The following is a 12,760-nucleotide window of genomic DNA, read 5'->3' as shown; positions in this document are numbered from 1 at the left end:
CATCGTAATAAGGGAAATGCTTATTTAATCCTGAAGCTCGATACAGCTGTATTCAATTCTTCTGCAAGCCCGGCCAGGGATTGGGCTGTTGCTGCGGTTTGCTCGCTGCTCGCCGCAGACTCTTCCGTCGTAGCGGAGATACTCTCGATCGAAACAAGCACCTCCGAAGACTGAGCGGCCTGTTGTTCGCTGGCAGCGGCAATTTCCGCAACCTTGCTTGTCGAGTCATTAATCATGGAAATAATGCGATCGAACGATTCGCCTGTCATTTTGGTCGAAGCAACGCCCTCGCCAACCGCTTTTACGGTGGTTTCCGTATTTTGCTGCATGCCTTTAATAATGGCTGTAATTTGCTTGGTCGCTTCACTGCTGCGTTCAGCAAGCTTGCGCACTTCATCTGCCACCACCGCAAATCCGCGGCCCTTCTCTCCAGCACGTGCCGCCTCGATCGCCGCATTCAGGGCAAGCAGATTTGTCTGCTCGGCAATATCGTCAATGACTTCTATAATCTCTCCGATTTTGTTCGAATCATCTTCCAGCTTGGCCATCTGCTGACTGACCTGATTCATGCCATCAATCGAAGACCGGACGACAACTCCCCCGTCCTGCGCAATTCCGAGCGTGTTATTGGATAATTCGGCCGCTTCCTCCGCATTCCGGGCAACTGAATTAATGGCTGTGGACAGTTCAGTAAACAGCTCGCTCATCGTTTGCGCATCGCTTGCCTGGCTGTTGCTGCCGCTGGCGATCTCCTCTGTGCTGGCGGATATTTGCTGAGCCGCTGCAGCGACATTTTCCGATGAAGCCAGTATTCCGCTCACCGTATTTCTCAGGCTCTGAATCATGTTGTTAATGGATCCGGCCAATTGTCCGATCTCGTCTTTTGAATCGATATGGATCGTTTCCCTCAAGTCGCCGTTCGCTACGTTATTGACCAGACCGACGACCCGGTTTAAAGGCCGCGCAATGATTTGCGAGATAAAATAACCGAATCCGATACTGATGAGCAGCGCTCCAATGATAATGATGACCGTAATGGTTTGCGATTTAGAGAACATCGCGTTGGCTTCCTCATACGCTTGCTCCGCGGTTGTCACATTTACCGTAATCATATCCTTCAAAATATTTTCAGCATTGTCACCGGCTTTTCGGAAATCAGGGGCGATTCTTAAGTATTCCTCCGTATCACCGGCATGGGCCGATGCCATCGCAGCATCCAAATATTCATTGTACGCCTGCCATGCGGGTCCAAATTGATCCAGCAAATCCTGTGTTTGTTCATTTACATTCGCATTTTCGAGACTGCCCATCTCCGATTCTATTTCTGCTTTCAATTGTTGAATGTTTAGTTCATAAGTGTTCTTTTGTTCAGGCGTAACCGCAACAAAGTTCATATCCCGAATATTGACGCGGATTTGTTGATACATCACTTGTGCATTCGCGAGCTGGGTAATTGGAACAAGCCGATCATTGTAAGTAGCAGCCAAACCGTCGTTAATCTTCTGCATGTTGCTTAACCCGTAGAATCCAACAAATACCAACAATGCGGCAATCGTCAAAAATGCAGAAATCAATTTCACAGCCGTTTTCAAATTATAAAACCATTTCAAAACCCAACACCTCTTCTTTACCTATGATTTTTTATGCAACACAAAAAGGACCCAAAGGGTCCTTTTGTCCCCCCTTTTGGCGGCCCGGCTGTCATAGCTTGCGCGTTAGACCCGTGGCTTTGCGTCCTTACCTTTCGATAAGTTTGCCATTATCAATAGGAAATATATAAATCTGCCATTATCGAAACTAATTCCTGACCGGTTTTTCAAATACAAACACCGAAACAGCCTCATCGTCTTTTACATGAATGTCTGAGAACAAACGCACCAATTTGGATCCGATGAGCTCCTCCATTCCTTCTGGAACCTGGCGCCCATAATATTCCTGAATAAGCTTTGTGCGCGCTTGATGCACCATTAGCATACCCTGCTCGGTCTGTGCCAAGAGCTTTTCTACCGGTGTTAAATTCCCTCTCATCGTCGTAATTACTTTGTTTTCCACAAATATCGTATGTACATCCTCCGGGCCTTTTCCAAACAGTTCTTTTCGAACCTTACGCACCATTTGATTAAAAAAGTGTTCTTTCTTTTGCATGATACCTAGTTACCTCCAAGGATCAAGACTCAAAAAAAGACCACCATAAAGTAACCATTTACCTTAACTGGTATATGGCCGGTTTATGATGGATGCATAGCTGACATTAGGAAATGCCTTTTACCAATCCGATCATTAAGACTTCCATAGTGAATGAAACCTCGTTCCAGATCTATTCACCATCATATTGTCCTTTATGATACGATTAGTTATCCCCTCTGTCAAACAATCTAGTAAAATTTAACCAATCCTTAATATCTAATGTGTCAATACTTTGACAACGATAGGATAAATTACCTACGCTTAAGTTCATAATCAATCAACCTTTGTATTCAATGGTTTTAAGCCGGCTTCGATTTGGGTTCTTTGCGACTCAAGGAATGGCGGCAATGCCAACGACTCGCCGAGCGAATGTAATTCCTCGTCCGTGTCAAAGCCCGGGCCATCGGTTGCCAATTCAAAGAGAATGCCGTTCGGCTCTCTGAAATAGAGCGATCGGAAGTAAAAGCGATCCACAAAACCGGAATTCGGGAATCTCGCTTCGCGGATGCGGTTGATCCATTTACGCAATTCGTCTTCGTTGTCCACGCGGAATGCCACATGGTGAACACCGCCGCGTCCAAGCTGTTCGCGGGGAAGGTCGTTTCTCTCTTCCAGATGAACCTCTGCCCCTGTCCCTCCTTCACCGGTTTCATACACTACAATATCCGGTTGGCCCGCTACCTGGGACGGGTATTGCCGGCTGTGGCGGAAGCCCATTAATTGCGTCAATACAAGCGCGGTTGGCTCCGCATGTTGTACCGTTAATTTAACCGGCCCTAATCCGACAATGCCGTACTCTGCAGGAACCGGACTTCGATCCCATGGCTTGCCGGCTTGTACGCCCTTGTCATTTTCATCCGATACAAGAATAAGCCGCTGCCCTTCAAAATCCCGGAACGCTAACGTTGCCCTGCCCCCGCGGTCCGTAATGTCATCATGATCGACTTTGAATTGTTCGAACCGGCTCTTCCAATACTGTAACGCTTGATCGTTCGCCACACGAAGGGACAACGCAGAGATGCTGCTTACGCCTTCGCGGTTCTGTCCGGACATCGGAATTTCGAAGAAGGTTAGTTCGGTTCCGGGATTGCCCTTTTCGTCTCCATAAAACAAGTGATATACGGACGTATCATCTTGGTTGACCGTTTTCTTGACGAGGCGAAGACCCATTACTTTTGTGTAAAAATCAAAGTTTTCAGGGGCCCGTGCAGTGATCGCCGATACGTGATGAATTCCTTTCAGTTCCAATTCCATGTTCATAAACCTCCTGGCATTATTTTGGTTGACCCTTACTTTTGAATTTTTTCAGCAGCTCCAGAAGCTGTTTTTTCTCATCCTTATTCAATCCGCTGAATTGATCCGCTTGAAACCGTTCCTGCTGGGGGACAACCTCTTGGAATACCGCTCTTCCTTGCTCCGTCAAGGAGAGGTACTTCGTTTTCCATTCCTGATCACGCTTGATCCAGCCCAGTTCTTCCAGCTTACTCAGCAGTTGTGTAATATTCCCCTTCGTGACAAAAAGTTTATCTGCGAGCTGCTGCTGCGTCAGGCGTTCGTGGGAACCGACTTGAACGAGCACATCGAACTGCGCGGCTGATAAGTTCCAATTTTTCAAATGCTGATTCGATTCCCGGATACTCTGGTTATAGATTCGCGACAGACGGTACCATACCATCAATCCCAATCGTTCCTCTTGCTTCGATAAGAAGGGTTTTGTTCTGTTCTCTTCCATAGGTCTACCTCAATCCCTCTTGATAATTATTAGTTTAGCTCTAAACTGATAAAGAGTCAAGATCATCGCCCAGCAAAAAGAGCGGCTTCATCCATCAGTATCGGATGAAGCCGCTCTTTTGAGTTAGTTTGAGGCAATCACTCATGTGTTGGAAGCTCTGTGTCGCAAATCTTACTTCATTTCCAGCGCGCTCAGCAGATCATCCATCACTTTTTGCCCTGCAATAGCACCGCTGTATAACCAGCTGCTTTTCGTGCTCATCTCATATACATGCCCCTCTTTGACGGCAGGAATCCCCTTCCAGATCGGACTGTCCAACGTTTCCGCCGCTTGGCCGGAATCGCTGTTTACAAGGAAGATATAATCCGCATCAAGCTCGGCCAGCTTCTCCAGCGAAACCGGATTCCAGGTTGCTTGTGCTTCTTCCGGCAGGTCGGTGATCAGATTCGGCTGTTTCATGCCCAAATCTCGGTATAGAACAGCTCCGCTCGAAAGATTGCCGTCAACCATATAGAATTGCTTTTGCGTCAGCCACAGGATCGCTGCCGATTTATCAGAAACAGCTTGCTCGAGCTTCGCTTTGGTATCCGCTACTTTCTGATCGTAAGCTTGGATCGCCGCATTGGCTTCATCGGTTTTGTTCAACAGCTCACCGATCTTGAGAAGCGTCGCTCTCCAATCTTTGATCAGCTCGTCACCGAGCACATAGGTCGGAGCAATCTTCGCATATTGATCATAGAGTCCATTCTGTACCAAGAAGGAAGATCCGATAATGATAAAATCCGGGTTAAAGCCGGCAACCGCTTCAGGCGGAAGATCATAATTAATGAGTGGAATCCCCTGCAGATCACTCTCCAAATAGTCTTGGGCACCGTTGGCAACAGACCACTGCGCCACAGGCTTAACGCCAAGGGTCACCAGTTGGTCTTCATAGTAAGCAGCCAGTACCCGCTCAGGATTAGCAGGAATCGTTACTTCATTGCCCATCGCGTCCTGTACGGTTTTTTCGGTCGCCGCTGTTTCCTCACCTGCAGCAGGAGTTTCAGAAGGCGCTTGGTTTGTATTGTCCGGTGTCGTTTCCGGTGTATTGCCATTACTGCCGCAAGCCGCTAAGAACACTGCCAATGCGAGCATGCAGACCAAAAGCAAACTTACTTTACTTGTACCTTTCTTACCTGTACGTACCATTGTTTTCCCCACTTTTTCAAAAAAGTTTAATTAACACCCAAATATCATGATAATGATTATCAATATCGTTGTCAAGAAAAAAAGAAGCTCAGCTCCATCGCTCCTCATGATTTGGATTTTGCCAATAAAAAGAGGAAATATGGAGCCCCGATAATTGCGGTTACGATGCCTGTCGGAATTTCAGCCGGCTGCAGGATGGAACGGGCCAGCGTATCCGCCGTGATTAACAGCAGCGCTCCCATCAAGGCCGAGACCGGCAGCGCATATTGATGCTGATGCCCGACGATTCTGCGGGCAAGATGCGGGCCGATGAGACCGACAAAGGCGATCCCTCCCCCGACGGCGACGGACGAACCCGCCAAGCCGACAGCCATAGCAAGCAGTATGAGCCGCTGCCGCTCTACATGCGCCCCCAACCCGGACGCAGTGTGTTCCCCCAATGCCATCACATTGAGAACTCGCGCTTTAAGGAAGACCAGCGGAAGCAGAACGAGCAGCCACGGCAGCAAGGCAAGCACGAAGTTCCAGTTGGAGCCCCATATGCTCCCAGCCAGCCAAAGGGATACAAATTGATATTGCATCGGGTCCAGACGAATCGTCAAAACCAGCATGGCTGAAGATATACCGGCGGCAACAGCAATCCCGACAACGAGGAGGCGTGTCGGCGATAATCCTCTTTGCCGGCTATAGGAGAGAATATAGATAAGCGCAGCGGTCAGTCCCGCGCCAATAAGCGCAAAAACCGGCAGAAAAAAGACCGGGGCAGCGGTGTTCATCGAAAAAAAGGAGATATACAGGACCACCGCCAATCCGGCCCCTGCATTAATGCCCAGAATGCCCGGCTCAGCCAATGCGTTACGGGATATTCCCTGCAATATGCAGCCGGATACCGCAAGGCCTGCCCCGACCAATATGGAGAGGACGATGCGCGGCAGCCTGAAATCGAACAAGATCAGCTCTTGCCGATCGGTCCCGTTCCCCCAGAACGTATTCCATACCTCCACAGGTGTCAGCTTAACATGTCCGGTATTCATGCTGATTATAAAGGCTGTCCCGATCAGGATGACAAGAACGGCCATCACAGTGGCAGCCCTCGCCATTTTGCGTCTCTCCATATGATTTGATGGAATGGAAGTCATGAAAATACCCTCTTTTCCTTTTGTGCCAAATAAAGAAAGAACGGTACGCCGATCAATGCGATCAGAGCGCCGATTGGTGTTTCATAAGGAGGATTGATCATTCTCGCCGCAATATCGGCAAACACCATGAGCAATGCCCCCAGCACTGCCGAGCACGGAATGATCCAGCGGTAATCTACGCCGACGAACATCCGGGCAACATGCGGAATAATGAGCCCTATAAAAGCAATCGGTCCAGCGGTCGATACCGCCGCGCCTGCCAACACGAGCACGACCAGCATGCAGGCGATTTTAACCGCTGTCGTTCGCTGTCCCAGTCCGGTCGCTACTTCTTCTCCCAAACTCAGGAGCGTAACCGAACGCGATAATATAATGGCAGCAGCCAATCCTCCGGCGATCCAAGGAAACGTCATTTTGACTTGAAGCCATTGCGTTCCCGCTAATCCACCCGCATACCAGAACGCCAGATCCTGCCCGATCCTGAAATACAATGCTACCCCCTCGGCCAAAGCAATGAGCAGTGCACTTACCGCCGCGCCGGCAATTGTAAGGCGTACTGGAGTAAGACCTCCCCTGGCCATGGAGCCGATTCCGAACACCATGCCGGCTCCCACCGCCGCGCCGAGAAAGGAGTACAGCATCAAGCTGGAAAAAGGAAGGCTCGGAACGATCGCAAAGCAAAGCGCCAGGGCCAATCCCGCGCCGGCGTTCAAACCCAACAAGCCTGAATCCGCCAACGGATTGCGCGTCATCCCCTGCATGATCGCACCCGCTGCGGCAAAGCTCGCACCGACCAACGCTCCGCTCAACGCGCGCGGCAGGCGCAGCTCTTGTATAATCTGATGCTGGTTCACATTAGCATCAAAATGGAAGATCGCCTCCCACACGGTCGACAGGGAAATATCCGCCGCCCCGACGGAAATAGAGCCCGCGATACCTAGCGCTAATACGATCAGCCCACCCGCCAGAATGGCAACTGCAGCCATGGGACGTGTCTTTAATTGAGGACCGGCCTCATTTGCAAACGCCCGATTATTGTTCATATACCCACCTTCTCAGTTCACTGTCCGCAATACTAAACGACATCAAAAACCACCTGCTCTGTTAAAGAAAGCAAGTGGAAAAAAAAATTAAAAATAACGCGCTGCCGCTTCCCTTGCGGCATTAGTCTTTGAGGAGGTAGCCGTTCATTTTCAAATGCGCGTGGAACATATCCGTCATTGACGGCAATTCCTCCGCGGCCGGCCATGATTCCACCTGCCAGACCTTCGCTTGGTTAAGCGCCCGCGGGCAGTGAATAAAACATTCCTCGACTTTGACAATGACGCCGTAGCCTGATGTTTTCCCTTCCCATTGCATCGTTTCCAATAGCTTCCTGTTCCTTGTAATCCTTGCTTGTCCGTTAATTCGCAGCACTTCCTTCAAGCCGGGAATAATGCAGAGCATGCCAACATGCGGATTCGCCAATATATTTAACAAGGAATCCGCACGGCGGTTTCCAGGCCGCTCCGGAAAAATAATATGTTTGTCATCCAGCACCTTCACAAAGCCCGGGCCGTCGCCGCGCGGCGATACGTCGCACCGGCCTTGTTCACCTGATGTGGATAGAAAAAACAACGGCGAGATCGACAAGTATTTCCGAACATGATCATCGATCGTTGCCACACTTTTTTTAATGACAGCTTCATGCGGTGTACCTGCCAGCTCCCGCAGCTCGCCCGGTGATGTAATAATGTCCTTCGTCCATGCTGTATCCGTCATGAAAACGCACCTTCTTTCCTCTCCCATTTCAAACCATTATTCTATGCACAATCATTCCAAAACCATTCATTATGTAATCGGTTCGATTTGATGAGAAGTATTATCATTGTATAAGTATAACACATCCAGTCTAAAATCGTTATCCTGAGCGTGCTATGCGGGACAATGTTCCTTCCTCTCTCGTTATGATAAAATAAACGTATGGAATCTAATAGAGACGCACCAATGATACAACGAGGCCAGAGGATGCACAGCCAGGCTGCCGCTGAAAGGCAAATTAGACATCAAACGAGCGCAAACGGCCGGCCCAGACGAAGGAGAAGCAGATTGCTTTTACTTATGGTATGGGCGGTTATGGCTGCTGTAATATGGAGAGGAATCGAAGCATTGGAATGGAGCATTCCAGAGTCGGTGATTGAGCCTGCTCCTCCTGTAACGGAGCTTCATCCAACCGTTCTGGCAAAGAAAAATGAGTTAGTCGCTGAGACCAGAAAAATAGGCATAACCATCATGATTACCGACGGCTTCCGCAGCCATGAGGAGCAAAACATCATATATGAGCAAGGACGCACGGCAATCGGGCAGATCGTCACCAATGCCAGAGGCGGAGAATCGTATCATAATTATGGCTTGGCCATCGATTTCGCGCTGCGGCTGGCGGATGGGAGTGTCATCTGGGATTTGGAACATGACGGCAACGGCAACGGGAAATCCGATTGGATGGAGGTAGTCGGGATTGCCAAAGGACTTGGATTCACTTGGGGCGGCGACTGGGACAGGTTCCCCGATTATCCTCACCTTCAGATGGATTTCGGCTACTCCATTCGTGAATTACAGCGGGGAAAGCGGCCGTCTGTCGATGAGCAAGCTGATTCTTAAGAACCTGCACAGCCTGGTAACATAAGCAATGTCGATGTAAAACAATTAAATAGGGTACTCATTACTATACAAGGAGGGGCTTGCTGTTGAACGATTCCAAAGTTGTGACCTTCTTCTTCAAGGATGATGGTGTTATCCCCAACAACCCGAATCTTCCGGTTGTCCTTTATCCGAACGCTTTTGAATGTAAAGCAAGCCGGGCTGAGCACATTTTCAATCAGCACAACTGGCTGAACAGCTGGTCAAACGGCGTCTATGAGTATCACCACTACCACAGCAATGCCCACGAGGTATTAGGCATCCGGAGAGGGGCTGCTTCCATGATAATCGGCGGCGAATCCGGCAAAGTAATTGAGGTTAAAGCGGGTGACGTTATCGTGCTTCCGGCTGGTACAGGACACAAAAAGCTCGCATCAAGCCCTGACTTCAGCGTTGCCGGCGCTTATCCGGCGGGCATGCGATACAATCTGAAGACAGGCAAGGACGGAGAGCGGCCTCAAGTGTTACACGAGATCCAGCTCGTCCCCCTCCCCACACAAGATCCGGTATATGGCGGTAACGGGCTATTAATGGCGCTTTGGACACTTTGAAGCAGGCGGAATCCTAGGATCCGATCTGCACGAACGGTTGCCTTCACCATGTGCATTTCTGCACCTCGCTTGGCCCTAATCAGCCTAACTTAGCCTTTTACAGAGCCGGCCAAGCCGGAGACAAAATACTTTTGGAACGCCAGATAGACAAGCAGAATCGGGACAACAGAGATCAGCACACCAGCATTCAGCAGCGTATAATTCGTCGAGTGTTCACCGCGGAACGCGAGAAGGCCCGTCGTTATCGTTCTCATCGAATCGCTCGTAATAAAGATTTGTGCGAGCAGGAATTCATTCCAGGTCGCCATGAAGTCGAAAATGAACAGCGTCGCAATCGCAGGCATCGACAGCGGCAGAATAATCCGGAAAAACTTCCCGACATCTCCGCATCCATCGATTAGCGCAGCCTCATCAATCTCCTTTGGAATCGTGCGAAAAAAACCTCGCAGGATCAAAATGCCGAAGGGCACCCCAAATCCGATATATACCAGGATAATGCCCGGATACGTGTTGACCAGGCCCGTATTGTTCAAAAATATGTTCAATGGCACAAGCGTCGCCTGCATCGGAACCATCATGCCCACCAGGAAGAAGGCAAACATCAAGTTGCTTCCCTTAAACACCATTCTTGTCAGTGCATAAGCGGCAAAGGCTTCGATCAGGATCCCCAGCGGCACCTTAATAAAGGCAATGAGAGCGGTGTTCTTCATATACATGCTTAATCTTCCCTGTTCCCATGCTTTCGCGTAATTTCCCCATTCAAATTTCTCCGGCAATGCATAGAACGGATTCGTCAGCAAGTCGGCGTTCGATTTTAATGAAGTAAAAGCGATAAATACGATCGGTATTAAAAAAACGACAGCCAGTATCGTTAGTAAGGCATACCTCAGCATTCCGATCATGGGGTGAACTCGCTGTTCGTCCATTGTAGTCAGTCACCATCTTTCCGAAAATCACACATGCGATTTTTTAGTTGTATAGTAAACGTAAGGAATAATCACGATCATCGTAATAAAGATAAGAAACATGGAAATGGCTGAGCCGATTCCGATATTGGCAAATTTAAAGGTTTGAAAATACATCCAAGATGCTAATACATGGGTGCTCTCCGCAGGCCCTCCACCTGTCATCGCATACACGATGTCATATACTTTCATCGATGAAACCATCGTAATGGCCACAACAATAACAAATGTTTCCCGCAGCAGCGGAAGCGAAATATTCCAGAACATCTGGTAAGGCTTCGCTCCATCGATAACCGCTGCTTCGTATGGATCCTGCGGAATGGTCTGCAGTCCTGCCAGAAATAACACGAGCGGCTGCCCTACCCCATGCCAGATCGCCGCAACAAATACCGCATAAAGCGCGATCTTTGGTTCCGCAAGCCAAGCGAGCGCCCAGTTCTCAAGGCCGATGGATTCCAGCAATTTGTTGACGAAACCCTGCATCGGGTTGTACATCCAGGTCCATATTGTTGCGACGATTACGCCCGATAACACGAAAGGAAAATAAAATATGCCGCGAAAAACGATCCGGCCCTTGATTTTCTTATTCAACAACAGCGCAAGCATTAATCCGATCCCCATAATGATCGTCAGGGAACCGATGGTCCACAAAATGTTGTTCGCCAGTGCTTTCAGAAAGACGGAATCCCGAAAAATCAAATCCGCATAATTCCGAAAACCTACGAACTGCTTAGTCGGCGCCACCCCGTTCCAATTAAAAAAACTGAGATACAATGTATAAAGGGATGGCACGAATATAACCGTCAAATAAATCAAGAGTGCAGGCATAATAAACAACCATGGCTTCATCAACCTGATTCTCACTCGCATTTCCTCCTCTTGGATGATAAGGGATAGAGCGGTCGCCGATTTGGGCAGCGCACGCATCCTCCCGGAGGCGTGCGCTGCGGCGCTGGATCGCGGCGAGCCGAACTACAGCTCACCGCTTTCGCTTCATCCCTGGTTATCCAGTCTTGATGTTAACCGTTATTTTTGCTTTTATAATCATTAACCGCTTTGTCCATCTCTTCAGCGGCCTGCTGCGGCGTCCATTCGCCCAATGCCACTTTATCCTGCGCTTCAAACAGTTTTTGCACAACTTCCTGCGGCAGAGCTTGATCCGTAATCAGAAATCCTCCGTTTGTCGCCATATCGAGAAGCGGCTTCACATGCGGCGTATTATCCGTGAATGTGACATTCAACGTTGCCGGCGTGCCGTACGTATCGATATATTTGTTGACGACTTCAAGACTCGTTATATACTCGCCTAATTTCACAGTTGCATCCATTGCCGCTTGGTCCAATGCGCCGTTAATCTGGAACATCTCCGCGAACACAGACACTCTCTCGGTCGGGAACTTAAAGACATTATAATCATCCGTGCTAAAGCCTCCGGTATTTATTGAGCGGTCCAACCATGTGCCCTCAATGGTCAAGGCTGCTTGACCCGGATAGAAGGTGTTAATGGCTTCTGCCTGATCCAGCGCAACATGGCCCTTAGGGAAATATTCTTTATCGGTGTACTCCTTGATTTTCTCAAACGTTTGGACAACCGCTGGGTCGTTCCAGGATGCGCTCAGGCTGTTCAACTGATCATGCAATTCAGGGCCTGCAAAGTGCTCCAGCAACTGCTCCGTCAAACGCATGATATGCCAGCCGTTTTTGCCTCCCAATGCCAACGGAATGAACCCGCCGTCTTTGATCGTTTGCAGCTGTGCCTCAAACTCTTCAAATGTAGCCGGAGCGCTGAGATTCAGCTCTTCGTATACCTGCTTGGAATACCACATATCCACCGCATTCAGATGGTACGGAATGCCGGATACTTTGCCGTCATAGGTTGACATGTCAATGGCTGCTTGATTGTATATTTCGGACCAGTTGTGGTCTGCTGCGATCTGCGTCAAATCCGCGGTCAATCCATTCTCGGCATAGAAAGAGCCGAGCGAACCGCCCCATGTAAACCACATGTTCGGCAACGTTTTGGAATTCGCGGCCACTTTCAACGCCTCTTTAAGCGGATCTACGCCGTACTTGCTGACTTCCACGTTAATGTTCGGGTTTTCTTGTTTAAAATCCTCAACCGCACCATCGATCCAAGCATGGTCATTCAGAATCCAGAGCGAGACCGTTACATTCTCTGCCGCAGCTTCCCCTGCGCCCTGCTGTCCGCCGTTACTGGAGACATTGCCATTGCTGCTGCCGCCGTTACCTGAAGAACAACCGGCAACTATCGCGGTTGCAATCAGAATACTCAACCATACCGACATCCATTTTTTCATT

13 protein-coding genes and 1 riboswitch are annotated in these 12,760 nt (G+C 49.2%); of the genes, 2 read left to right on the top strand and 11 right to left on the bottom strand.

Annotated elements, in window-relative coordinates; translation table 11 throughout:
• Positions 1-20: 20 nt before the first annotated feature.
• The 8 genes from IEW11_RS13350 to IEW11_RS13315 all read right to left on the bottom strand — a co-directional run bounded on the left by IEW11_RS13350 (position 21) and on the right by IEW11_RS13315 (position 8,007).
• Positions 21-1,610, bottom strand: a complete 1,590-nt coding sequence (locus IEW11_RS13350) for a methyl-accepting chemotaxis protein (RefSeq protein ID WP_188531553.1) — start codon at positions 1,608-1,610, stop codon at positions 21-23.
• Between the two features lie 75 nt (positions 1,611-1,685).
• Positions 1,686-1,768, bottom strand: a riboswitch (cyclic di-GMP riboswitch).
• Positions 1,769-1,797: 29 nt separating this feature from the next.
• Positions 1,798-2,145: a Na-translocating system protein MpsC family protein gene (locus IEW11_RS13345; RefSeq protein ID WP_188531552.1), complete on the bottom strand. Its 348-nt coding sequence runs from the start codon at positions 2,143-2,145 to the stop codon at positions 1,798-1,800.
• 315 nt (positions 2,146-2,460) lie between these two features.
• Positions 2,461-3,435, bottom strand: coding sequence for a ring-cleaving dioxygenase (locus IEW11_RS13340; protein WP_188531651.1), 975 nt, complete (start codon positions 3,433-3,435; stop codon positions 2,461-2,463).
• A gap of 25 nt (positions 3,436-3,460) precedes the next feature.
• Positions 3,461-3,919, bottom strand: a complete 459-nt coding sequence (locus tag IEW11_RS13335) for a MarR family winged helix-turn-helix transcriptional regulator (RefSeq protein ID WP_188531551.1) — start codon at positions 3,917-3,919, stop codon at positions 3,461-3,463.
• A gap of 171 nt (positions 3,920-4,090) precedes the next feature.
• Positions 4,091-5,107 carry an iron-hydroxamate ABC transporter substrate-binding protein gene (locus IEW11_RS13330; RefSeq protein WP_188531550.1) on the bottom strand — a complete coding sequence of 339 codons (1,017 nt, stop codon included), beginning with the start codon at positions 5,105-5,107 and terminating at the stop codon, positions 4,091-4,093.
• A gap of 104 nt (positions 5,108-5,211) precedes the next feature.
• Complete coding sequence (locus tag IEW11_RS13325; protein ID WP_188531549.1) at positions 5,212-6,246, bottom strand: FecCD family ABC transporter permease; 1,035 nt, start codon at positions 6,244-6,246, stop codon at positions 5,212-5,214.
• Positions 6,243-7,289, bottom strand: a complete 1,047-nt coding sequence (locus tag IEW11_RS13320; RefSeq protein ID WP_188531548.1) for a FecCD family ABC transporter permease — start codon at positions 7,287-7,289, stop codon at positions 6,243-6,245. Before IEW11_RS13320 ends, IEW11_RS13325 begins: the two co-directional genes overlap by 4 nt.
• 121 nt (positions 7,290-7,410) lie before the next feature.
• Positions 7,411-8,007: an MSMEG_1061 family FMN-dependent PPOX-type flavoprotein gene (locus IEW11_RS13315; RefSeq protein ID WP_188531547.1), complete on the bottom strand. Its 597-nt coding sequence runs from the start codon at positions 8,005-8,007 to the stop codon at positions 7,411-7,413.
• Positions 8,008-8,334: 327 nt separating this feature from the next.
• Between IEW11_RS13315 and IEW11_RS13310 the strand changes: the two genes are divergently transcribed.
• Both IEW11_RS13310 and IEW11_RS13305 read left to right on the top strand, forming a co-directional pair.
• Complete coding sequence (locus IEW11_RS13310; RefSeq protein WP_308422735.1) at positions 8,335-8,886, top strand: M15 family metallopeptidase; 552 nt, start codon at positions 8,335-8,337, stop codon at positions 8,884-8,886.
• Between the two features lie 86 nt (positions 8,887-8,972).
• Positions 8,973-9,476: a cupin domain-containing protein gene (locus tag IEW11_RS13305; RefSeq protein WP_188531546.1), complete on the top strand. Its 504-nt coding sequence runs from the start codon at positions 8,973-8,975 to the stop codon at positions 9,474-9,476.
• Positions 9,477-9,565: 89 nt separating this feature from the next.
• Here IEW11_RS13305 and IEW11_RS13300 read toward each other — a convergent pair whose 3' ends face one another.
• The 3 genes from IEW11_RS13300 to IEW11_RS13290 all read right to left on the bottom strand — a co-directional run bounded on the left by IEW11_RS13300 (position 9,566) and on the right by IEW11_RS13290 (position 12,759).
• A complete protein-coding gene (locus tag IEW11_RS13300) occupies positions 9,566-10,402 on the bottom strand; it encodes a carbohydrate ABC transporter permease (protein ID WP_188531545.1) in 837 nt (278 codons plus the stop codon).
• Positions 10,403-10,429: 27 nt separating this feature from the next.
• Entirely contained in the window at positions 10,430-11,311 is an 882-nt protein-coding gene (locus IEW11_RS13295) for a carbohydrate ABC transporter permease (protein WP_373289325.1), read from the bottom strand.
• Positions 11,312-11,460: 149 nt separating this feature from the next.
• The gene (locus IEW11_RS13290; RefSeq protein WP_188531543.1) at positions 11,461-12,759 is read right to left on the bottom strand and encodes an ABC transporter substrate-binding protein; all 1,299 of its coding nucleotides are present in this window, start codon (positions 12,757-12,759) and stop codon (positions 11,461-11,463) included.
• Position 12,760 lies beyond the last annotated feature (1 nt).

Origin of the sequence: Paenibacillus abyssi, from assembly GCF_014640295.1 — a bacterium.
GTDB lineage: Bacteria > Bacillota > Bacilli > Paenibacillales > Paenibacillaceae > Paenibacillus_D > Paenibacillus_D abyssi.
This window is presented reverse-complemented; position numbering and strand designations above follow the sequence as displayed.